General features: G+C 38.1%; 27 protein-coding genes and 1 pseudogene. 14 read left to right on the top strand and 14 right to left on the bottom strand.

Annotated features, from left to right (window positions below; translation table 11 throughout):
- The first annotated feature begins 192 nt into the window (after nucleotides 1-192).
- A complete protein-coding gene (locus tag M028_RS0105715; RefSeq protein WP_026573041.1) occupies nucleotides 193-603 on the top strand; it encodes a VWA-like domain-containing protein in 411 nt (136 codons plus the stop codon).
- Between the two features lie 33 nt (nucleotides 604-636).
- Here M028_RS0105715 and M028_RS0105710 read toward each other — a convergent pair whose 3' ends face one another.
- From M028_RS0105710 to M028_RS0105700, 3 genes are all read right to left on the bottom strand, one after another.
- Nucleotides 637-1,884: a cation:dicarboxylate symporter family transporter gene (locus M028_RS0105710; protein ID WP_026573040.1), complete on the bottom strand. Its 1,248-nt coding sequence runs from the start codon at nucleotides 1,882-1,884 to the stop codon at nucleotides 637-639.
- Between the two features lie 509 nt (nucleotides 1,885-2,393).
- A complete protein-coding gene (locus tag M028_RS0105705) occupies nucleotides 2,394-2,855 on the bottom strand; it encodes a hypothetical protein (protein WP_026573039.1) in 462 nt (153 codons plus the stop codon).
- A gap of 313 nt (nucleotides 2,856-3,168) precedes the next feature.
- Nucleotides 3,169-3,471: a spore coat protein gene (locus M028_RS0105700; protein WP_026573038.1), complete on the bottom strand. Its 303-nt coding sequence runs from the start codon at nucleotides 3,469-3,471 to the stop codon at nucleotides 3,169-3,171.
- A gap of 149 nt (nucleotides 3,472-3,620) precedes the next feature.
- Between M028_RS0105700 and M028_RS29505 the strand changes: the two are divergent.
- The 4 genes and pseudogenes from M028_RS29505 to M028_RS32660 all read left to right on the top strand — a co-directional run.
- Nucleotides 3,621-4,405 (top strand): annotated as a pseudogene (locus M028_RS29505) (zinc-binding dehydrogenase); the annotation flags it as partial.
- A 311-nt stretch (nucleotides 4,406-4,716) separates the two neighbouring features.
- Complete coding sequence (locus M028_RS31960; RefSeq protein WP_081810669.1) at nucleotides 4,717-4,815, top strand: YjcZ family sporulation protein; 99 nt, start codon at nucleotides 4,717-4,719, stop codon at nucleotides 4,813-4,815.
- 36 nt (nucleotides 4,816-4,851) lie between these two features.
- Nucleotides 4,852-4,989 carry a YjcZ family sporulation protein gene (locus tag M028_RS34035; RefSeq protein ID WP_081810668.1) on the top strand — a complete coding sequence of 46 codons (138 nt, stop codon included), beginning with the start codon at nucleotides 4,852-4,854 and terminating at the stop codon, nucleotides 4,987-4,989.
- Nucleotides 4,990-5,123: 134 nt separating this feature from the next.
- A complete protein-coding gene (locus tag M028_RS32660; protein WP_155925481.1) occupies nucleotides 5,124-5,276 on the top strand; it encodes a hypothetical protein in 153 nt (50 codons plus the stop codon).
- Nucleotides 5,277-5,588: 312 nt separating this feature from the next.
- Here M028_RS32660 and M028_RS0105670 read toward each other — a convergent pair whose 3' ends face one another.
- Both M028_RS0105670 and M028_RS0105665 read right to left on the bottom strand, forming a co-directional pair.
- Nucleotides 5,589-7,832, bottom strand: a complete 2,244-nt coding sequence (locus tag M028_RS0105670) for a sensor histidine kinase (RefSeq protein WP_026573037.1) — start codon at nucleotides 7,830-7,832, stop codon at nucleotides 5,589-5,591.
- Complete coding sequence (locus M028_RS0105665) at nucleotides 7,810-8,502, bottom strand: response regulator transcription factor (RefSeq protein ID WP_026573036.1); 693 nt, start codon at nucleotides 8,500-8,502, stop codon at nucleotides 7,810-7,812. The genes M028_RS0105670 and M028_RS0105665 overlap by 23 nt, the downstream gene beginning before the upstream one ends.
- A gap of 368 nt (nucleotides 8,503-8,870) precedes the next feature.
- Between M028_RS0105665 and M028_RS0105660 the strand changes: the two genes are divergently transcribed.
- Complete coding sequence (locus tag M028_RS0105660) at nucleotides 8,871-9,626, top strand: hypothetical protein (RefSeq protein WP_026573035.1); 756 nt, start codon at nucleotides 8,871-8,873, stop codon at nucleotides 9,624-9,626.
- 71 nt (nucleotides 9,627-9,697) lie between these two features.
- Here M028_RS0105660 and M028_RS0105655 read toward each other — a convergent pair whose 3' ends face one another.
- The gene (locus M028_RS0105655; RefSeq protein ID WP_026573034.1) at nucleotides 9,698-10,189 is read right to left on the bottom strand and encodes an SRPBCC family protein; all 492 of its coding nucleotides are present in this window, start codon (nucleotides 10,187-10,189) and stop codon (nucleotides 9,698-9,700) included.
- A 276-nt stretch (nucleotides 10,190-10,465) separates the two neighbouring features.
- Between M028_RS0105655 and M028_RS0105650 the strand changes: the two genes are divergently transcribed.
- Both M028_RS0105650 and M028_RS32655 read left to right on the top strand, forming a co-directional pair.
- Nucleotides 10,466-10,948 (top strand): hypothetical protein, encoded by a 483-nt coding sequence (locus tag M028_RS0105650; RefSeq protein WP_026573033.1) that lies wholly within the window; start codon nucleotides 10,466-10,468, stop codon nucleotides 10,946-10,948.
- A gap of 182 nt (nucleotides 10,949-11,130) precedes the next feature.
- Entirely contained in the window at nucleotides 11,131-11,331 is a 201-nt protein-coding gene (locus M028_RS32655) for a hypothetical protein (protein ID WP_155925479.1), read from the top strand.
- Nucleotides 11,332-11,464: 133 nt separating this feature from the next.
- Here M028_RS32655 and M028_RS0105645 read toward each other — a convergent pair whose 3' ends face one another.
- Together M028_RS0105645 and M028_RS0105640 are read right to left on the bottom strand one after the other, a co-directional pair.
- Nucleotides 11,465-11,647 (bottom strand): hypothetical protein, encoded by a 183-nt coding sequence (locus M028_RS0105645; protein WP_026573032.1) that lies wholly within the window; start codon nucleotides 11,645-11,647, stop codon nucleotides 11,465-11,467.
- 151 nt (nucleotides 11,648-11,798) lie between these two features.
- Nucleotides 11,799-12,866, bottom strand: coding sequence for an undecaprenyldiphospho-muramoylpentapeptide beta-N-acetylglucosaminyltransferase (locus tag M028_RS0105640; protein WP_026573031.1), 1,068 nt, complete (start codon nucleotides 12,864-12,866; stop codon nucleotides 11,799-11,801).
- A gap of 230 nt (nucleotides 12,867-13,096) precedes the next feature.
- Between M028_RS0105640 and M028_RS0105635 the strand changes: the two genes are divergently transcribed.
- Nucleotides 13,097-13,588 (top strand): hypothetical protein, encoded by a 492-nt coding sequence (locus M028_RS0105635; RefSeq protein ID WP_026573030.1) that lies wholly within the window; start codon nucleotides 13,097-13,099, stop codon nucleotides 13,586-13,588.
- An 87-nt stretch (nucleotides 13,589-13,675) separates the two neighbouring features.
- Here the strand turns inward: M028_RS0105635 and M028_RS0105630 are convergent, their stop codons facing one another.
- The 5 genes from M028_RS0105630 to M028_RS0105610 form a co-directional block, all read right to left on the bottom strand.
- Nucleotides 13,676-13,978 (bottom strand): hypothetical protein, encoded by a 303-nt coding sequence (locus M028_RS0105630; protein ID WP_026573029.1) that lies wholly within the window; start codon nucleotides 13,976-13,978, stop codon nucleotides 13,676-13,678.
- Between the two features lie 29 nt (nucleotides 13,979-14,007).
- Nucleotides 14,008-14,889, bottom strand: coding sequence for a pentapeptide repeat-containing protein (locus M028_RS0105625; protein WP_155925495.1), 882 nt, complete (start codon nucleotides 14,887-14,889; stop codon nucleotides 14,008-14,010).
- Between the two features lie 161 nt (nucleotides 14,890-15,050).
- The gene (locus tag M028_RS0105620) at nucleotides 15,051-15,290 is read right to left on the bottom strand and encodes a hypothetical protein (protein ID WP_026573027.1); all 240 of its coding nucleotides are present in this window, start codon (nucleotides 15,288-15,290) and stop codon (nucleotides 15,051-15,053) included.
- A 141-nt stretch (nucleotides 15,291-15,431) separates the two neighbouring features.
- Nucleotides 15,432-16,547 carry a DUF4179 domain-containing protein gene (locus tag M028_RS0105615; protein ID WP_026573026.1) on the bottom strand — a complete coding sequence of 372 codons (1,116 nt, stop codon included), beginning with the start codon at nucleotides 16,545-16,547 and terminating at the stop codon, nucleotides 15,432-15,434.
- Entirely contained in the window at nucleotides 16,537-17,115 is a 579-nt protein-coding gene (locus M028_RS0105610) for an RNA polymerase sigma factor (RefSeq protein ID WP_026573025.1), read from the bottom strand. Before M028_RS0105610 ends, M028_RS0105615 begins: the two co-directional genes overlap by 11 nt.
- A gap of 192 nt (nucleotides 17,116-17,307) precedes the next feature.
- Here M028_RS0105610 and M028_RS33820 point away from each other — a divergent pair, with 192 nt between their 5' ends.
- From M028_RS33820 to M028_RS0105580, 5 genes are all read left to right on the top strand, one after another.
- Entirely contained in the window at nucleotides 17,308-17,439 is a 132-nt protein-coding gene (locus M028_RS33820) for a hypothetical protein (RefSeq protein ID WP_268884110.1), read from the top strand.
- Nucleotides 17,440-17,609: 170 nt separating this feature from the next.
- Nucleotides 17,610-17,834 (top strand): hypothetical protein, encoded by a 225-nt coding sequence (locus tag M028_RS0105595; protein WP_026573024.1) that lies wholly within the window; start codon nucleotides 17,610-17,612, stop codon nucleotides 17,832-17,834.
- A gap of 163 nt (nucleotides 17,835-17,997) precedes the next feature.
- Nucleotides 17,998-18,339: a DUF3889 domain-containing protein gene (locus M028_RS0105590; protein ID WP_026573023.1), complete on the top strand. Its 342-nt coding sequence runs from the start codon at nucleotides 17,998-18,000 to the stop codon at nucleotides 18,337-18,339.
- Nucleotides 18,340-18,585: 246 nt separating this feature from the next.
- Nucleotides 18,586-20,016: a LutB/LldF family L-lactate oxidation iron-sulfur protein gene (locus M028_RS0105585; RefSeq protein ID WP_026573022.1), complete on the top strand. Its 1,431-nt coding sequence runs from the start codon at nucleotides 18,586-18,588 to the stop codon at nucleotides 20,014-20,016.
- Nucleotides 20,013-20,732, top strand: coding sequence for a LutC/YkgG family protein (locus M028_RS0105580; protein ID WP_026573021.1), 720 nt, complete (start codon nucleotides 20,013-20,015; stop codon nucleotides 20,730-20,732). Before M028_RS0105585 ends, M028_RS0105580 begins: the two co-directional genes overlap by 4 nt.
- Nucleotides 20,733-21,232: 500 nt before the next feature.
- On the opposite strand, the gene M028_RS33550 is transcribed toward M028_RS0105580, so the two are convergent.
- Nucleotides 21,233-21,434: hypothetical protein (locus M028_RS33550; protein WP_035423835.1), on the bottom strand; the 202-nt coding region annotated here is incomplete at its 5' end.

Raw genomic sequence — 21,434 nt, 5'->3', positions numbered from 1 at the left:
CAAATGATAATTTTTATATATAAATATGTAGAAAATATAAAAATTGAACTGGCAAATCCCCAACTTGTACAAATTCCTCTTTTTTATAATAATTGCTTTAAAAAAGAAGGCTAGAAGCATTAACCAACATATTTTCTTCGCTGAAAAAGCAAACTAAAAACTGCTGCTCATAATACAAGGGAGTTGGTTTAGTTGAAATGGCATATGAGACTTTTATCGATGATTCAAAAAAAAGAAGATAAAAAAATCGCTCTTGCAGTTGATACCTCATCCGTTGAAGTACAAACAATTCTAATTAATAACATTGTAAAACTATTCGAAACCGTTAAGCCCGATACCCTTCTCGTTCAAGCCGATTTCAAAATACGCAGCATTACCCCGGTTAAATCCGACACCATCAAATATCATACACATGGAAAAGCCTCTTATACCGATGTATTAGAATGGGCCGAAAAGGAAAAGATAGATACCTTATTCTACATAACCGACGTAACCGGTTATATTTATGAAGAAATCACAAAGGTGGATTATGAGCTTTATTGGCTGGTCCCAGATGTATTTTTGCCAAAAGTCCCTTTTGGGAAAGCCATAAAGATTGCTTAAAAGAAAAAAAGGTGCCCGGGGCACCTTTTTTATTTACGCCACTTGCTCTTCACCAGAGTCATCGAGCTTGTGACCTTCCCATTTTGTAATCACAATAGCAGCCAAGGAGTTTCCAACCACGTTCACGCATGTACGGGCCATGTCTAAAATCCGGTCGATACCTGCAATAAAGGCAAGACCTTCAACGGGAATGCCGACTGTTCCTAAAGTTGCTAGTAAAACAACAAACGATACACCTGGAACCCCAGCAATACCTTTTGATGTAATCATTAATACCAACACTAAGGTAATTTGATGACCAATACTCATATGAATTCCATACATTTGTGCAAGAAACAATGCTGCAATCGCCTGGTAAAGTGTTGATCCATCAAGGTTAAAGGAATATCCGGTTGGAATAACAAACGATGTAATCGCTTTTGGACATCCGAGTTTCTCCATCTTTTCCATGATTTTTGGCAAAACAGTTTCCGAGCTTGCGGTTGAATAACCTAAGAGCAATTCGTCCTTTAAATACTTAAGGAATTTAAAGATATTAACTCCAACGAGTTTTGCCACAAGTCCGAGCACAACCAGAATAAAGAAGAACATCGCACCATATACCACAATCACAAGTTTTCCGAGTGGTATTAAGGAGCTTAAACCAAATTTAGATACTGTAACCCCAATTAATGCAAAAACACCAAGCGGCGCAACCTTCATAACTTGATTCGTCACGTAAAACATGGCCTCGGCTGTTCCTTTAAAGAAATTCACAATCGGCGTTCCTTTTTCTCCAATTGCCGCAACTCCAAGCCCAAACATAACAGAGAAGAAAATAATTGCAAGCATGTCACCATTTGCAAGTGATTGCATGATATTAGTTGGGACAATATTGACAAATGTGTCAACCATAGAATGTGTTTCCGTAGTTTTTGCGGTTTCTACATACGTATTTATATCAGTTTTTGTTAAACGGGACATATCCACTCCGGAACCCGGATGAAATAAATTTGCTGCTAAAAGACCGATTACAATTGCTACGGTCGTAACAATTTCAAAATACAGAAGTGTTTTTCCCCCAAGCTTTCCTAAGGATTTCATATCACCCGTACCGGCAACACCAACGATCAAGCTTGAGACAACAATCGGGATGACAATCATTTTAATTAAACGAATAAAAATATTCCCAATTGGTTGCAAATAAGTTTCAACATGCGGGTTTCCATAAAAAATGGCACCGACAATGATACCTAAGGCTAACCCAATGAAAATTTGCCATGCTAAGCTAATTTTCCTCATCTATATCTCCCCTTTTGTGAATGTAATCAAGCTGTTTTGAAATACAACTTGAGGATATTAAAGACCCGGAGTAAAGAAATATATTATTTCAATATAACGCTTTCAATATCTAGCATAAAGGAATTACAGCCTCATATCAATGGAAAACTCCTGGAAGTTGAATAAAAGTTCACGTTTCCTTCGCTATCCCAATATAAAATTTAATTGATTTATTCTTTCCGTTTGCTGAATATTATTTTCTTAATTTGAATTAATATCCGCGATATTATAATAGGAAATACGTTCAATTTGGCTAAATTTTCTGAGTGGAATTTTTGAAGAGTGTAATAAAGATACTGGCAATCATACCTGACGGACTGGTTGTTCTAAAATAGTACGAATGAAGCAAAAGCTAAAAGCCTGTACTAAAAACAGGTGTTGCAGCACTTTCTTTATAAGATGAGCTACCCAGAACAAACAACAGAAGCTCAAATTCCTAGCTTCTTTTTTATTAAAACAGAAAAATCATCCTATGAAAAATGGAGGATAATTTTCCGAATGACCATACCAATGAATAATCCAGGAATCATAAACAAAATCGGAAGCCATACAGGACCGATTAGAACTCCAAATAATTTAAGGGTATTGGAATACATACAGCCAACCGTTACAAAATAGGCAGCAAACACAAAAGGCATAAATGAATATCGGTCCTTCCCACCTCCAGCATCCTTCCATGCATCCCACATGGCGAAAAAATATAAACATGGATAAAACATTAGCCATTGATAGTTCGTCACTTGGATTGCTTTTACGATTTCGCCCTGAAAACTTAACATGATAATCGTGTTAAAATGGGCTTTAACATTGATCAAAAATTCTAATCCGACAAATAATAGCCCTTTTAGATATTTACCATTTAGAAGCTGCCCAAATCCAGGGAGGGCAATACTCCAAAAAAGCATTTCAACTTTGCGGTCACTTTTTCCCATTGTCTTCCCAACTTTACCATTAAACTTTTTTTAAATGAGATTTTATTACAGAAAAGTCCTTATTCTGTATTTTGAACCATTATCCTTTTTCTATGAGCACAAAGCCTTATTTTTAGGTATATTTAAAATGGAAGATCCTGAATGATGGGATTTAGTAAGGTTGGACAATAAAAAAAGTCTGGGAATACTTTGTACGATGACGGGGGTAATATTTGGATTGAAAATGGCTGCTTGAAGAACCACCTTTGTCTGCTGACCGTGATAAATTTGCAAAAAGTATAGATAAAAGACCCCAAGTCGACTTGGGGTTTTTTTACGATTTCTGTGCAAGATTAAAAGCTGTGTCAGCTGCTGTTAAATCTACCTGAAGCTGGTCGCCCAATTCATGTGGATGATAATATCCCCTTGCCATCATAAAGTTGGTGATTTTTTCATGAGTTTCAATGGCATCCCCTAATTGTTCCCGAAGAGCTTCTCTTAATTCCGGAGTGGCAGCCTCCGTAATCGCAGCAGCATAATTTCGCACCCCCGATTTGACCGAAATCAAGAAATCCGTTGCAATGACTTGGTCTGTCATTCCACCCATTCCCATAAGACCTTGTATGAATTGATTCATTGGACATCCTCCCGATTCGTCAAAAACTGTTGAAGCTGCTTGATATGCTGTGTGCCTGTTGTTACATCACTTGCTAGAATCGCCTTTAATTCTGGATCTTGTGCCAAAGCACTCATTGTGGTTGCCTTCGTTAAAACCCCCATGGTCAAGGTTCAGGTTTCTTTGGCTATTCAGAAACCACAGGTGGATACGCCGGTGGCCAGGCAGAATTCATGCGGGTCCCATTCGGAAACTTTACTCCCTTTAAAATTCCCGATAATTGTGAAGTCGAGGACTAAAAATTAGTGCTGCTTGCTGATGCAGCACCAACCGCCTACTGGAGTGTAGATCATGCGGGTGTAAAGGATTCCTAGGCTGCGGCCCCGTTGGCTTGTTGACACAAAAATTCTCTTGGTTAAAGGGTGCTAAACGTGTTATCGCTGTTGATTATGTTGGGTACCGTCTCGAGCATGCAAAACGGACGAACAAGGTTGAGATTGTTAATTTTGAAGATCATGAAAATGTTGGGGATTACCTGCTTGAGATTACCAAGGGTGGGGCTGACATCGTGATTGATGCGGTTGGAATGGACGGGAAAATGACCCCGCTCGAGTTTCTTGCTTCCGGGTTAAAGCTGCATGGCGGTTCAATGGGTGCAATTGTAATTGCAAGTCAGGCCGTAAGAAAAGGCGGAACGATTCAGCTTACGGGGGTTTACGGCGGCAGATACAACGCCTTCCCACTTGGTGATATTTTCCAACGCAATGTTGATATCAAAACAGGCCCGGCCCCGGTCATTCCATATATGCCGTTCCTCTACGATATGATTAATGGAGGAAAAATTGACCCAAGCGATATCATCACCCATGTCCTTCCGTTGGATCAGGCAAAGCATGGGTATGAGGTATTTGATACAAAAACTGAAGACTGTATTAAGGTGATTTTACGGCCATGATGGTGTTGGGGACAAATTTATTTATTCATCTGCTATTTTTGTCCCCTATACTGCTTATTGGAAACCCTATTCTTGATTTGGGTGGATTTTTTGTCCCCTATTACGCTTATTGGAGACACATTCCCCGGTTCTCCCACCACTTTTGTCCCTAATTCCGAACCTCGAAATTAATAACACGTTGCCTTTTTCCTATGTAGTAATTACCTTTTTTCATAAGATCTCTTCACATCTTCCTGAAATAGGTATATGCCCTTCCATTCTTTTCATCCATTACATATTTTGTTAGTACCTAAATCAGGAGGTGTAATAAGATGTCTGATGGATACGCTGGAGGATTTGCATTGATTGTTGTATTGTTTATCCTCCTTATTATTGTAGGAGCTGCATATATTGGAGGCGGCTTCTATTAAGAAAAAAATGTATTTAATCTTGAAAGGGGGATTATTATGTTTGGTTACGGTGGATTTGGATATGGTTATGGCGGATGCGGTTACGGTGGATTCGGTTATGGTGCTGGCGGTTTTGCCTTAATCGTAGTATTATTTATTCTTTTAATCATCGTTGGAGCAGCTTGCTTCTATTAATAAAAAAAGTTTGTTTTAAAAAAAGACACTTTAAAGCAGTTCAGAGATGAACTCAGATCATTTTCCAATTGGGCATTCCACCAAGTGAATAGTTCTATCAAGAATAGAAACCCTATTTAGTGGAGGTGGAATCAGTGGAAAATGAAAATAAAAATCCTCCAAATACCGTTAAATATAGTATTTGGGAAACACGGACCGATGAAGAGCAGATGGAGAATAAGCAGAAAATCACTGAAGCGATTCAGAGTACAAGTCTCGAGTCAAAGATTGCAGAAAAACACGAATAACAAGTCAAGAGCAACCATTGGCGGTTGCTTTTGTCTTGTTATTTTTAAAATACACCTATATATTTTTATAACCTATTGCATTTTCATATTATTTTATAAAGGACGGGAAGACCTATTTTAATCTATTCATGGAAAACCTTGCACTTTACATTAATTTTATATGGCTCATTTTCTATATCGACGAGGCGATGGTTAAAATAAGAATGACCGCCTTTTGACGGTCGAAATTGTTGATATGCTTTAAAAAAGTGTTGATATATCTTAAAAAGTGTTGATATCTTTCTAAAAAGTGTTGATATATCTTAAGAATGACTATTCCGAAAGCCACAATGATATACTTACCTTAAACAAATCACCATCCGTCTCAATCTCAAGGCTGCCTTCGTGGAGGTCAACGATGGATTTCGCTATCGCAAGGCCAAGACCTGAGCCATCTGTATGGCGTGAAGTGTCGCCACGCTTAAACCGCTCAAATAGCTCATCACTATTATCATTCAATTCATATCTAGAAACATTTTTAAAAGTAATCATCGCTTGATCATTCAATTTGGAAATCGTTATATACACGCGGGAATTCTCCATTGAATATTTCAGGATATTTCCTATTAAGTTATCAAACACACGCCAAAGCTTTTGTCCATCTACAATCGCGTTAATGGGCTTCTCCGTATTTGTAACCCGGAACTGCAGGCTGGATTCCTTAATCATATCATCATACTCTCCCAGCGCCTGCTGCAATAGCTGGACGAGATCCACCTTTTCCCTTTTCAATTCAATATTGCCGCTCGCCATTTTCGATACTTCAAACAAATCATCTATTAACACCTTTAATCGCTTTGACTTCCGATCAATAATTTCAAGATAAGCAGTCCGTTCCTCTGTTGAGACCTCATCTGTTTTTAACAACTGAGTATAGGTAATGATAGAAGTCAGCGGTGTTCTTAGGTCATGACTGACATTGGTAATCAACTCGGTTTTCAGGCGTTCGCTCTTTGCCTGTGCATTCTGGGATGTTTTTACTCCCTGCTTCAACACATTAAGATTGGCAGCAAGCGTTGCCAGGACTGATTTCCCAGCTACCTCCAAATCCTGCCCCATCTTTCCGGCAGCAAGCTCATTCGTTTTTTCAACAATCTGGTTTAGGTACGCCATCCGATTAACCAGCATCACGACAATAGGAATTGCCGTGCACCCCACTAGGATTAGATAAAATGGAAGAAACACCGGTTGTACAACAACCAACACAGCAACTAGCCCTAATCCAAACGCTGCAGCTAAAAGAATAAACACCTGCGTTGCCGCTGTTTGATTTAAAAAGGCTTCTTTTAATTTTGTAACTGCTTTCTTAAAAAGAACTTTGCTATTTTTTCCTGATTTATAAATCAAAGCTTTTTCCCACTGGGTTTTAATCGCTTTCCACTCTTTTACGACTACAGCTAGATAGTTCCATTGGACAAAAGTAATTGCTCCCAAAATCAGCCCAATGAAAAGAAGAATCACGAAGTCTTTTCCAGCATTTATTGGATTTTCATAAAAATAAATGACCTGATTGTTTGTTACAAACAAACTGAAGATGAATCCGATTCCCAATAGTATGAAAAGGAATACCCTTACATCAACGGGTAGCTTGTTATAATATGGCCTCCATTTTTCAATTTCTGCCTGAATCCCTTTTGAATTTTTTCGGATTAAGAAGCCAACGAGAAGGGCGATTATACCTGAAACAACGTAGACCCATAACAAGTTTCGCTGTTTTTTATAATTTTCTGCTTCAGACATTAACCAATTATCAGAAGACAGTGACTTTGGCACTCCGAGTTGCATCCCGGACGTTTCCATTGATTTGGGAATCATGGCATTAATAACATCATGTTCACCTGGGCCAAAATACATGGGATCATCTTGCTGCAGATAATAATTTGTATAAAACAGCATATCTTTAGAGTTCATTACATCTTTCGCCGTTTTTCCATCTGATAGTTGAAGGTTTGTGTAGACTTTTCCCGTGGCCTTGTCCTGATAATAGTATAGGAATGCATCCTTAAAGCGCTGAAAATCTTCGCGATAATTCTCTCTTTCTTTAAAGTACTTTTCTATCTTCTTTTCTTTTTCCTTCACAATCTTTTGTTGGACATACTTGTCACTATTAAACGTATTGATGATATCCTTAATCTTTTGGTCTCTTTCAGAAGTCAATGAATCCACTGTCACTTGATCCTCTTTAGCCTTTGCTTCAAAGATTCGTTGCTCATATTGTTCTTTAACGTTATTTTCCTGTTCAGACAGACTCCCGTACCGATAGCGATACTCATTGATGTCATCCTTTGTAACCTTAATCGTCTTTTTCGCATCCTCCAATGGGATATTCGTTAGCTCAAACATAGTAAAATACCCTGGGAATTGGTCCATATAGCTTTGAAAATTGTCCGTATGGAAATAATCACGAGTAAAAAGACGTTCTCCTGTAGTAAAAACAGTTAATATACCTCCAAGTCCATACGTGATCAGCAACACCCAGATTCCAATAAGAACTTTATTTTTCCATTTTATACCCAATCCCCCACACCACCTTCAAATATCTTGGATTTTTCGGATCAATTTCAATCTTTTCACGGATTTTTCGAATGTGAACTGCAACCGTATTTTCCGCGTTATAGCCTGGCTCCTTCCAAACTCGTTCGTAAATTTCATCAATAGAAAACACCCGGCCGGCATTTGTCATTAGAAGCTCTACGATTTTATATTCGATTGGGGTCAGCTTCACAGGTTCCCCGTGGACTGTTACTTCTTTTGCCGCTTGATCTAGAATTAGCCCATTTAGATCAATTACCTTTTTGATTCCCTCATATGTACCTAAGGTTACAAACCTTCTTAGCTGTGATTTCACGCGGGCCACAAGCTCCATTGGATTGAAGGGCTTTGTGACATAGTCATCTGCCCCAACCTGAAGACCTAATATCTTATCGGTATCCTCGCTTTTCGCACTTAATATAATAATCGGGATGTTTTTCGATCCGCGAATTTTATAGGTGGCTGCAATCCCATCGAGCTTCGGCATCATTACATCAAGAATAATGAGATGGACCGGGTGCTCATTTAGAATCTCTAATGCTTCCAGCCCATCCTTCGCTTTTAACACCGTTACACCCTCATTTTTCAAATAAATCTCGATGACATCCCGAATCTCTTTCTCGTCATCGACAACAAGAACATAATACGAATCCATGTTTCCCCTTCTTTCTATCTACCAATTTTTTCATTATTTATATAATAAACGGAAAATCTTAACATTCATTTTGGATAATTCTTAAGAATTTCTTAAGATTATTTTATACTAGAAGTTTAATAGGAGGTGGAATTTGGGAAAAATTGAGTGGAGATAAATCTCTCTTTGTAAAAATAAAAAGTCTCTTTGCTGGAGAGACTTAAAACAAACGATGGAGGTGCCATAAATGGAGAAATTCCTACAGATACTATTCCAAGTTAAAGGTCCTGTTTGGGTACTGATTGAGCGGTTATTTTAAAAAATAGAACCCATTTACAGTCTAGAATATTTCCGTTATTGAAATGGAAATTTAATGATAGGTGATGATTATGAAAAAAGCATTCCTTGTTTATCTTTTGATAATGTTGATGGCGCCTATTCCAATAATGGCAAAGTCCCCGGATCCTACGCAGACTGTCCTTCATGATTTTGCAATTGCGATTATGAATAAAGATGAGAGATTGGCTAGGAAGTTGATTAAGCCATCGGTTAAAATCCCTGAAATTCGTGAAAACACACCAATTCAAGGAATTGAAACACTGCCTTCCCCCCATAAAAATGCTAGAATCCTTTTAGCACGTTTTGAACGAGAATACTTTGATAACCAGTCATTCACTGAAAGAATTGCTTTTATATGGGAGGTTTACGTCGAAAATAATAAAATTTCTAGGATCAAAGTGCTTTCTGATCTTTCCAACCCATTAATGAATGAACCAATCAAGGAATACCAAGAGAAATATAATAAGCAGCTGCTCGTCCCCACATATTTCCCTTTTAAGGTAACCCATGTACAAGGTAATGTAGTCTACAATGAGGCCATTTGGTTTTATCAAGATAAAAATGGTAAATTGTCCATTCAAGCAACGCCTCATTTAGGAAAGTTGGGTGCTTTAAAGGATTATCGCACTCTAATACTGAAAAATGGTCAACAGGCTTTTATTAAGGGGATTCCAACTGGATATGAGGTTATTTTTCTGTATGATAATATTCAATATACTGTGAAGCTAGAGAGTGAAAAGAAGCTTTATCAACCGACGGAAAAAGAGCTGATTGATGTAGTGGAATCAATGTTTCCGAATCCGTAGCAAAGGGATAGATGAAGGACATTTTCACGGGGTTCTACCCTATTTTGTCCTTCATCACACCAAATGGTGCTTTAATCAGCATTTCCCGAGTTAAATTCCTGTACTGCATGAATATATTTTTCATACCAGATTTTCCATTCCTCAGCACGTGATTCGATTGTTCTACCATCTAACAATGCAAGGATTACCTCTAGACACGTATGCCAACCGGCAAGATCCTTGGGCGTATGGTCTGTGATTTCTTTCAATTTCTCCGTCAATACCAATCTGCACCCACCCAATTCCGGGCTCAATTCAAAGCGCATCCTGTTCTCCCACCAGGTAAACTCTAAAACAGAATACATTTTTAGTTCGGTTATCGTTAGTTTATCAGAAGTACCATCGGGCATATGGAAAATAATTGCCCCGCCTTCACGGAGTTCCTCCACTTCGAGCTCTGAAAACCAGTTAGAAAGTTTATCGTTCTCTGTTAACCACGCCCAAACTTCTTGTTCAGAATACTTCCAGTGCCGTTCATACCGTGCAATTGCTCCACTTTCTGTTTTTATCAATTCCGCGATCATTTCATCATCCTCCTTACTAATTGGGCAAGACCTTAACTATTTTAAAAATACCATTTCCTCAATAGATTAAAAGCTCATCTATTAGATTTTACGGCTAAATTTTCATATTTTCCATTTTTCTAGGGAATATTATTATCAACAGGAATGTGTAGGAGGTTGTCAAAAGGAAGATAAAACCAAAATTCCTTTAATGGCTGCAGAAATGGATGGTTGGAAAAACCTCCACAATCCCCAGACCGTGATAAATTAATTAAGGACTAGGTTAAGGTGATCACTTTGAATTCACTATCTAGAAATTTGGATTTACAGGCACAAGGAAATTGGCTGCCAATTGTTATATCTCTGCTATTGTTTTTGTATGCTCTCTTTATACCTAAAAAAGAGATTGGCTGGAGAGAGTTTTATGTTACATTTGGAATTATTGGTTATATTGCTTGGATTTCTGATTCTGTTTTAGGAAAGATGCTTAATCTTGTTGATTTCGGTAACCCAAAAGTCACAGGAATCGGTGAATTTTTAAGCTACAGCTTAATCCCATCCTCCCTTTCAGTTATTTATTTAAACTATTTAAAGAAGACAAATAGATGGATGCTAGCCATTATCTTTATTTTAATTTCTACTTTAATTGAATGGGGAATGAGGAAAGTAGGTTATATGAAAACCAATGGCTGGAGTTTTATTATTTCAGTTCCATTGTACTTTGTGGTATTTAGTCTTTTACTTCCTCTACACAAAAAATTAATCAGATGCAAATCGTAATGTAAAAAGGAAAAGTCACTGTAGGCCGTTGCAGCCTCAGTTACTTTTCTTTTTTCAATCTTTTTAAATTTAATCTTCGGACTAAAGATACCCTATTTCCCCAATCCGCCCTTTGGTATAAGAGGGACATGCTCTTTTTTAAATTCGGAACGTACTATGTAAAAAAATAAGTTGGTGATAACATGCATACGATTATTACTGGGTCAGGTGCGCCTATTTATTTAGGTTATTCTGCCCCAATGTTTGGACCTTGGAATCAAATTATACACCATCATAGTATTCAGCTTGGTCATAACACGATTCACATCCTTTCAGCCCTTCATGGTTATCCTCCTATGTTTCCCTATTTCGGACCGTTCGTACCTTTCCGCAAAATCGTTTAAAAATCACTACTTACATTTCGAAACAAAAAATATCGCAGCAATAATAATGATTAAGGCAGGTAATGGAATCCCTAACAAAGAAAAAACGATACCCTATGTTTTCAGGTATCGCCTTAGAGATTAAAAATGTAACTTATAAGCTTCTAACAATTAAAATAACAATCGCCAAAATTAATACTGCCATAATGATAAAAGGAGTTAGCCCGGAACTAAAAACAACATAGACCTTAATATGGCGGAAAGCATTTACGACCATGTAAATGAATAAGACGATACCCAAAAATACGATAAGAGCCGCATTATTTTCTCTTTTCACTTCAACGAGCTCCTTTCAACGCAAAACCATTCATCCAGACAGTTAGTCCTTTATATAACACTTTATTAACTTCAATTTGTATTATTCTTGAAGTCCCAAATTTCCCATAAAAAAAAGCGATCCTCCAATGTCGAAGAATCGCCTACTTTTTTCATGAGCTTAGTCCGTTAATTTCGTTCATAAGAGTCTGCAATGCATCCCCCATTTTTGACTGTTCCATATTCCTGCGGATCTCTCCACTTTTTTTCTGCAAAGTCTTCAACTGGTCAACTAAAGTTTCCATCGTTAAGATTTCTTCCTGTAACGTTAAAGAGTACCCTTCTTCTTCGAAGGCTTTAGCATTTAAAATTTGATCCCCTCGGCTCTGTTCCAAGCCTAAAGGGATAATAAGCATCGGGATTTTTAAAGCTAGAAATTCAAAAATGGAATTGGAACCGCCTCTAGTTATAATTAAATCCGTTGCAGCTAAAATATCGGGCAGCTCATCATGAATATATTCAAATTGCTTATACCCTGGCACAGTTGAATAACTCGAATCCATATTATTTTTGCCACATAAATGCACAATTTGGTACTCAGCGGCAAGTTTTTTTAGAGCCCCTCTTACAGCCACATTAATTTTTTTCGCGCCCAAACTTCCACCCATAATCGTCAAAATCGGCCGGTTATCATGAAATCCGAGAAACCTTCTGCCCTTTTCCTCTGAACCTTTAAAAATCTCTCTTCTAATCGGCGACCCAATCACGGAAGTCTTTTGTGTCGGAAAATACTTTTTGGTTTCTTCAAATGAAGTAAAGATTTTGGTTGCAAACCTTTGTGAAATTTTATTGGCCAAGCCTGGGGTAATATCACTTTCATGGATAAAAATTGGAATTTTTAATGACCTGGCAGCGATGATGACCGGCACGGATACAAAACCGCCTTTAGAAAAAACAAGGTTCGGTTTTATCTTTTTCAAAGCCTTCCTAGCATCTAGACAGCCTTTTAATACCCGAAAAACATCCATTACATTTTCAACATCTATGTATCTTCTTAGCTTCCCGCTGCTTATTCCATGATAAGGGATATTGATTTTTGAGATTAACTCTTTTTCAATCCCGTTTTTCGAACCAATATATTGAATATTCCAGTCATTACCGATCTCCTTAATGATGGCAATATTAGGTGTTACGTGGCCGGCTGAGCCTCCACCAGTAAACACAATCGTCTTTTTTGACATAATTCCTCCTGATAACAAAGCATTTTTAGTATTGATTATATGGGAACATAAACCTACAATGCCACTGTCTGAATTGAATAGTTTATCATAAATGGAAACCAAAGTTTATAGATTACGATTTCAATCATTATTCACAGGTTTCCTCCCTTCTATCAAAAAAACATTTCATATTCCATTCTATTTTGGGAAAAATAATCCCGACTGACTAAATGTTGGGGGAAATTTGAAATATGAAAACGAAACTTACCACCTTAGCGTTAATTCTTTTATTTCTGATTTCAATCGCTTTAGAGACAGAGGCGCTGAGCTTTAATAAATTACCCATCAAACATTCATCGAAGCAATGGTCCGTGGAAGTAGCAGAGCCAGGGCATGGCAAGGGACTGGCTAAATCTGAAAAAGGAAAGTTTAATACTTATTCTTTAGAAATCCATAATATTGGGAAAAAGGTAAATTCAGTGGAAGTGTTTATGTATCGGAATGAACCAAATTCTACAACAAAGTTCTCCCTTTTTGGATGTCCTGATGGGGAAGATTGCACGGAAGGCCGCTTTGAACAGGCAATTTCTTTAGCCAAACAATTGAATAAGGGTAAACCTTTTCGTTTTGAAAATTTCCCTTTGGCTGATAAAGCGACAGAATTAGAGGTAGAAGTGATTTGGACACAAAAGGGCCAAGAAGGCAGGCCATTAAAAGAAACCTTTACCTTCGCTGTTGAGTGAAAATAGGCATCGCGCATTGCACGATGCCTTTTAATACTGCAACAGGTGCACCAAGCCATTATCATTTGGCGCCCTTTACGTTTTAGTTTAATCATCATACGGCCAAATATAAAAGATAGCAGAAACACCCTCGCTAGCTGCTTCATCGTAACACTCAAGTGCATCCTCATTTTCAGGATCATTTTCATACTGTTCACGAGTAGCAATAAACTGTTCCTCAACCGTAATTACTTCCCAGCCTTCATTGGTTATGTAGTTTTTTGCTTTCGCTAATGCGAAGTTAACATCAATTGAATCCACCCAGCAACAGACAACTGCACCGGCACATTCCTTTTTTTCGGGATTTTCTGCTAAGGGTATGGCGTCAAAAGTAAAATAATAAATCGGCATTGGATACTCCCTTAAATAATCTCTGTCTCTTATTTATTTTCTGTAGTAAGCCAGTGGGCTGGGCGGGTAAGTGTTTTCGGTAATTTTGTGTTTACATCGCCCTTTGCTGCGTTGATTTGAGCCTGCGTGAGAAATATAGTTCCGATTAAGTTAGCTCCACTAATATCTGCGTCGCGGAAGTCAGCACCGATCAGATCCGCCCCTCTTAAATCAGCATCCTTAAGATTGGCTGCAATGAGACAAGCTCCTCTTAAATTCGCACCTTGGAGATTAACCTTACGAAGATTTGCTCCAAACAAATCAGCTCCCTGACCATAGGTTTTTCGAGAGCTTTTCGGTCCTTTCTTCTGGCCCCCTGACTCAGTACGTACTAATTCACTAGTCTTAAGGAGCAACACATTTACCTCTGCCCGATGTGCAGGCAAGTCTAGTTCCAATAGAGATTCGGGACTAAGAAAGGTAAGCTCCTCTGTTTTCTGAAGCATGGATTTAAGCCCTTTGTGGATTGATTGAGTTTCCTTTAACATTAGCGCTTCGTTTAAATACAAGAGCATCTCATGTAGCTGCTGCATCACTGGAAACACATCAAACATTTGTCTCGCAGATTGTGGATTTTCACGCCAGTTGTTTCCTTCAAAAGTGATTTGGGAAACCTTTTGACCAGCACCAAAGCATTCATATACCGTGCAGCCTTTAAAGCCCATTTTCCTTAAACCTTTATGAATACCGCAGCGAAAATCCACTTGAAGATTCGCGCACGGACAACCGCCTTCTTTTCCTACGGCAAAGTCTGCTGAGGCTGCGAACGGCAAGGCAACGCAGCACAAACCAAAACAATTGCTGCAGTCAGAACGGAGACTCTCTGGACTAATGCTGTGATTACTTAAATGGAGTTGATTCTTAGACAAAATGTGCACTTCCTTTAAAGGATTGTTCTATTTATTTTTGGATTAAGCCTGTTTGGAATTCCATTCCTAGAAGGACGAACAAGAAACAATAAAGGTATTCTTAATTCCAATACCTCCCCATCACCTAATCATACTATTTATTTCAAAAGTTTGTTCTACAATTTTTAACGCCTTGATCTTTTTGAAAAATACGAAAACAATATAACTAATATGCCGGTTAATTGAACACTAAACCCTATTAAGGTTATGACAATTGAACGCGACATATAATCATAATAATAAAAAGTTCCATCCCCTGGATATTTAATATAATCAGTCCATTCCTCTGCAATGTTTGGACTATACAACATAAAAGCTAACCCGATAATGATAAAACATGCTCCTAATGAGTATTTACTACCCATTTGATCTAGCTCCTTTCCTAATTAAACACGAATCAAAAATTATTCTAGTAAACTTATATTCGACACTATTCCATTTTTATCCTCCATTTTAACAAAAAATGGGTGATAAAAAGGACCACTTGGATGGTCCTTTTTCAAACATTATTTATTCATCCTTTTTTTGTCCTTACTCGTGATGATGATTTCATATTGATCGTCCTTTACTTTTCTCCAGATTTCATCGGAATGAATAAATTCTTCACTCATGGTATTAAGGTCGGATGCTAATTCGGATGCCTTCGGGTCAGTACTCTTGAGTGTCATACGAATATAAATTTCCATCTTCTCACCATTAATACTCTTGTAGCCAACACCGGAAACATGGTATTTCTTGTAGGTCATGAATTCAGTACCAATACCGGAAACCGCATTAGACCAGCGATCATAATGCTCCCTTTTCGCCAAATTAAAGGTTCGATATTTTACTTTAACAGAGCTTTTCCCAGCTGATTTTAGGGCATCCTCTACGGCCTTTTTAACCTCTGAAATTTTTTGCGGGCTTTCTTTGCTTGGAAATTCAAGTTCAACCCTATCCGGACCGCCACCAAAACTCCTGTTATAGTTATGGGCTTTTAAAACTGGCTCTGCAATTTTGAAAATCTCATCAGTTTCTCTACTGATATTTTCCTGTTCCTTCAGCCATTCTTTAGGTTCAGGTACATATTTCCTTACGCGTACGAAATAATCCTCCGTCCTTGTTCCTTTATATTGGTCTCCATGAAGGATCTTGAAAGCTAGTTTTTCAACTGCCGGCTTCATTGTTTTAATTTCTTCTTCGGATGAATCAAGTGAAATGTAGACTCCACCTTTAATTCCATCCACAAGCTCCCTAACTTCTTTCACTGGATAGCCTTGTTTTTTCAATTCCTTTGTAAGGGAATCAGAAAGATCTGCGTGATACTGATTAAAAAGCTCACTGAGCGGCGGGATTTTAGCAATCATTTTGGCCATTGTAGGTGAGACAAAACCAGAACCAACAAATACAAGGAAAGCGACAGCTGCCGCTGAGAAAAAAACTCCTATCTTCTTACGGGTGGACCATTGATTCTTCCGGCCTTTATGAAACAGGTCCCACTCTCGTTCAACCCGCTCCATTCTGCCTTCTTCAAACTGACCGTCCTTAAATCTATGCGGAATATTCTTTGTATAACTTTTAAGAGTCACAGGAACAGGGAGCTGGTCAAATGTATTTTTCATCTCATCCTTTTTAAATTCCATATGTGTTTGCCTCCATAGGATATTTCTTGTGCTTTTTCATTAATTCAGCTAGCTTTTTTCTGCCACGGTTCACTCTCGTTTTAACGGTATTAAGATTTTCATTTAGTATGAGACTAATTTCTTTTAACGATAAATCTTCATAATAGTAAAGCAGGATTGGAACGCTTTGTTCCCGATCTAAGGTCATAATAAGGCTGATCATTTCTGCAGCATTTTCGTTTTGAATGGCTTGCTGCTGAGCAGATTTTGAATTCATCTTGGCTTCTGCCTCAGGATTTTCATCAATATCGCTGTAGTAGGCTCGTGCGTTTTTACGATAAAGATCTATTGAACGTGAATAAACCAGCCTGTAAAACCATGCCTTAAAATTTCGGATTTCTTTATTTTTCATAATGCTTATATAACTATCCTCTAATGCATTTTGGACAGCATCTTCTGCCAGATCCTTTGAGTGAAGGATAAGGTAAGCGGTTTTGTACGCTGCGGATAATAGATCCTCCACCAGCAAACTAAATGCATCCTCGTCACCTAGACGAATACGATTCATAAGATTTTGGTCTTTGTTCAAAATGGGGTACCTCCATTTTTATTTGTTTCACTAGTATGTCGTTTTTCAAACGGTATTCGGTTTCAGGTTTTGCAAAAAAAATTAATAGTGTGGGACAAAAATACCATATTTATTTTTCCAGTAAAAACCACCTGACAAATGGAACCGCTTCCATTAAAATAAAAGTAAGAAATAGGAGAGGGGATACAAACAATGGAACTTTTATTTGAACTACGTGTATACAATCAGTCTGAAGAACCTTGTGAAGAAAACATCCCAAATAAAGAAATTGAAGAGAATTTCGATATCCCCGATTATGATTATAATAAAAGATTGTGGTTTTAATATAAAATAGGGTTGAAATGAGAGCTTGAGGTAATCCTCAGGCTCTTTTTTATTTCTCATCCATTTCATCATAAAATTCAAGCTCATTTTAAAATATGGTCTAAATTGAATCTTTCTCCAATATTTTATAGGAAGAATACCCAAAATCATATGAAATAGGAGAGAGTAAAATGTTTGTTGTATATTTTTTCGAAAATAAAAATCTTTTATTAACCCAGCTTCTTCAGCGGGTTCCATCGGTAGGCGAGGATTTAAAAATTAAAGGCCGTAAAGGAAAGGTTTCGAGTGTTACTAGCGTGGATGAGCAAAAGTTCCAGGTGCAAATTGTTTTGGAAGTCGTTAATAAAAACAAGCTTGCGGCAGTTGTAGATAATTCTAAAAAGAAAAAAAGATAACAATAAACCTTTAGAGCACACATTTTTGTGTGCTCTTTCAATTTGCCGCAGCAAAATACTATTTAAGCTCCATCAGTCAAAACTCTATACTAAATCGCAGAGATTTACATAAGTTTTTACTTCTTATGGAAAAATAAGATTAAAAACAAAAGAGGGGAAATCCTTGAAAAAGCTACTTATTAGTTTGGCCTTGTCAGTTGTTTTTTGCTCGGAAATCATTGTTCCAAGAAATTTATTGAATACAGCATACGCACAACGGAAGCCTATTCCTCCCTATGCGAAGTGGGGGGTTTTTGCGATGAAGAAGACAAAAGAAAAGTATCCGAAAGCTCAAATTATTGACTACCTTCATATTGGCAGAATCAGTGGCCCCACAACTTCTACAGAAAAATTCAAGCTTTGGTTAAAAGAGAATGGAAAGGAATTTGGGGTTTTTGTCGATATTGAGTTTAGCAACAAAACGGAGCAAGTAAAAAAGGTAATGTTTAAAGAAACGCCTAAATGATCTACAAATTCAACTCTCTTCCCTGAACAGCTTTAAGCTATACATTATATAGTGTATACATACCTAATTATTTATGATAACCTATTTATTTATAAACAAAAAATTTAGACTATTCAAAAGTAAAAGACTCCTCCCAATTAGTAGTCAGGGGGACGCTAAAAATAAAGGAAACCTATTAAAATTTTACAGATTTCAAAGGTATTAACGAGAGATAAGAAGGTTCACGATCTAAAGGGGGAAAAGAATATGCCGATGAAAATTGGAACGGAAGATTTTAATCATCGGGTAGATACCGGAATTAACAACGCGTTTATGAGAGGTGCAGTATCCAGTGCGCAAGATAACTTAAGTTCAAGGAAGCTAATGGCAGCGGAAGAGCTTGGCAACTGGGAGGAATGGCGTTCACACGGTGAAGAAATCCGTAAACACGTGCTAGAAAACCTGGATTTTTATTTATATCAATTAAGTGAAAATGTCGCAAACAGAGGCGGCCATGTCTATTTTGCAAAAACAGCGGACGACGCAAATCAATATATTCGTAGAATAGTTGAAACGAAACAGGCCAAAAAGGTTGTTAAGTCCAAATCAATGGTTACAGAAGAAATTAATTTGAATGCATGCTTAGAAAGTGCAGGCTGTGAGGTCATTGAAACCGATTTAGGAGAATATATTCTGCAATTGGATGACCATGATCTCCCCTCCCATATCGTCGGCCCTGCCATGCATAAAAATAAAGAGCAAATCAGGGAAGTCTTTGTGAAAAAATTAAACTATCAAAAGTCAGACAAGCCTGAAGAGATGGCCTTGCATGCCCGTGAAACGCTCCGCAACGAATATTTAACTGCTGATATCGGCATTACCGGCTGCAATTTTGCCATTGCTGAAACAGGTTCCATCTGCTTAGTAACAAATGAAGGAAATGCTGATTTGGTAACGGCTCTTCCAAAAACCCAAATTACAGTGATGGGAATGGAAAGGCTTGTTCCAACTCATGAAGAGTTAGATGTCCTTGTCAGCCTGCTAACAAGAAGTGCCGTCGGCCAAAAGCTGACAAGCTATGTTACCGTGTTATCGGGACCAAGAGATGAAGGCGATGTCGATGGACCGGAGGAGTTTCATTTAGTGATTGTTGATAATGGCCGGGCAGATATTCTTGGCGGTGAGTTCCAGTCAATTCTCCAATGCATCCGCTGTGCAGCTTGTGTGAATGTTTGTCCTGTATACCGTCATGTCGGGGGGCATTCTTATGGTTCTATTTACTCCGGGCCAATCGGAGCGGTTTTATCACCATTACTAGGCGGTTACGATGACTACAAAGAACTCCCCTATGCATCGACATTATGCGGGGCTTGTACGGAAGCCTGCCCGGTAAAAATACCGTTACACGAATTGCTTCATAAACATCGGCAAATCATCGTCGAAAAAGAAGGAAAAGCACCCATTTCAGAAAAACTCGTAATGAAAGCATTCGGACTTGGTGCCTCTTCCCCCTCTCTTTATAAATTAGGATCAAAACTTGCACCGTCTGTGATGAATCCTTTTACTGTCGGAGATAAAATATCAAAAGGCCCAGGCCCATTAAAGGCATGGACAGAAATTCGGGAATTTCCTGCGCCTAATAAAGAGCGCTTTCGTGATTGGTTTAAAAACCGTTCGAAAGGAGAGGACCGATCATGAAGGGTTCCATACAAAATCGGGATGAATTTCTTAGTAATATTGCTGGGCGTCTAGGGAGAGATTTAGTAACCGTGGGGGTAGAAAGACCAAAGTGGAAATACTCACCTCAGGATGCGGTATTAAAAGATGCAAGTTCAGATGAATTAGTGGACGTTCTGAAACCGCAATGTGGGAACATCCTGACAGACATTGTTTTAACGAATAAAATTGAATTAGCTGAAACCATAAATAAAATGGTCGCCAATTATGGCGGCGGGCCGATCTTGTCGTGGAAAGATCCCCGGTTTGAGGAATATGGATTATCTCCCCTGTTTAATGAGAGATGGCCTGAGGAAGGGATTGAATTTCAAGAGTGGGATTCTTCGATTGGAGAAGAAAATATTAAGCGGGCGGAACGGGCTAATATAGGAATTACGATAAGCGATATTACGCTTGCTGAATCCGGCACAGCTGTTCTTTTCAGCAGCAATGATAGGGGCCGGACTGTTAGCTTTTTACCTACCACTTCAATTATCCTGATTCCCAAAAGTACAATTGTTCCAAGAATGACCCAAGCAGCTAGAATGATACGGGAAAAAGTAGAACGTGAAGAGCATATTGCTTCCTGTATTAATTTTATTACAGGACCAAGTAATTCCGCAGACATCGAATCAAAGCTTGTAGTTGGTGTGCACGGTCCGGTTAAAGCGGGTTATATTGTTATTGATGATTTATAGGATTTTGTCATAAATCAAAAGAAAGGGCGCCCGGACTTTCCTGGCACCCTACACTTATTAATAAAGGTTCCGTTTTGAGGTGCTTCTCTTAAAATACATGCCGAAATGACAGTCGTATTGGCATCTTTATGGTTATATAAAAAAGTAAAACTCGCCCTAGTATTGGCGAGTTTCTTTATTAGGAATACAAAAACCTTACCGTAATGCATCAGATTGAGGCTCTTTTGGATTTTTGGGTAAAACTCATAAGATGTCGCTGCCTATCTTGTAACCAGTAACCAGCAAAGGTAAGAAATAAGCGAAGATTTTTCGGTTAAATGTAGAAAGGAGCTCATTTCGGGGTAAATAAGGGGAGATTTGAGACTGTCGATTAAGTTGTAGTTTATTCCACTTCTAAACCTTATTTCACATACTTTGTGAATTTTATTGGATTTTTTCACAAACTTTCATTGTTTTTTTGTATTTTCCCTTCCTAAGGCCCTCTATTTATCCTGATTTCCCTAATTTGGGCAGACGGGGGCCTTTACCCGATTTTCGCATTTTTTGAAACGATAAAAGGGCTTGATAGGTTCGGTTAATTCCTTTACCATAATTTTCAAATTGATAACCATGGCCGTCAATTTGGACGTGATCCTTAATGATTCCCTCCCTCTTGTTCTTGGTTTCCTGAGTCCATGATGGTTGGCAGCTTCATGATTCGTT

The sequence above is a fragment of the Bacillus sp. UNC438CL73TsuS30 genome, from assembly GCF_000482325.1.
GTDB lineage: Bacteria > Bacillota > Bacilli > Bacillales > Cytobacillaceae > Neobacillus.
The sequence above is the reverse complement of the archived record's forward strand: the minus strand, read 5'-3'. Positions and strand labels throughout refer to the sequence as shown.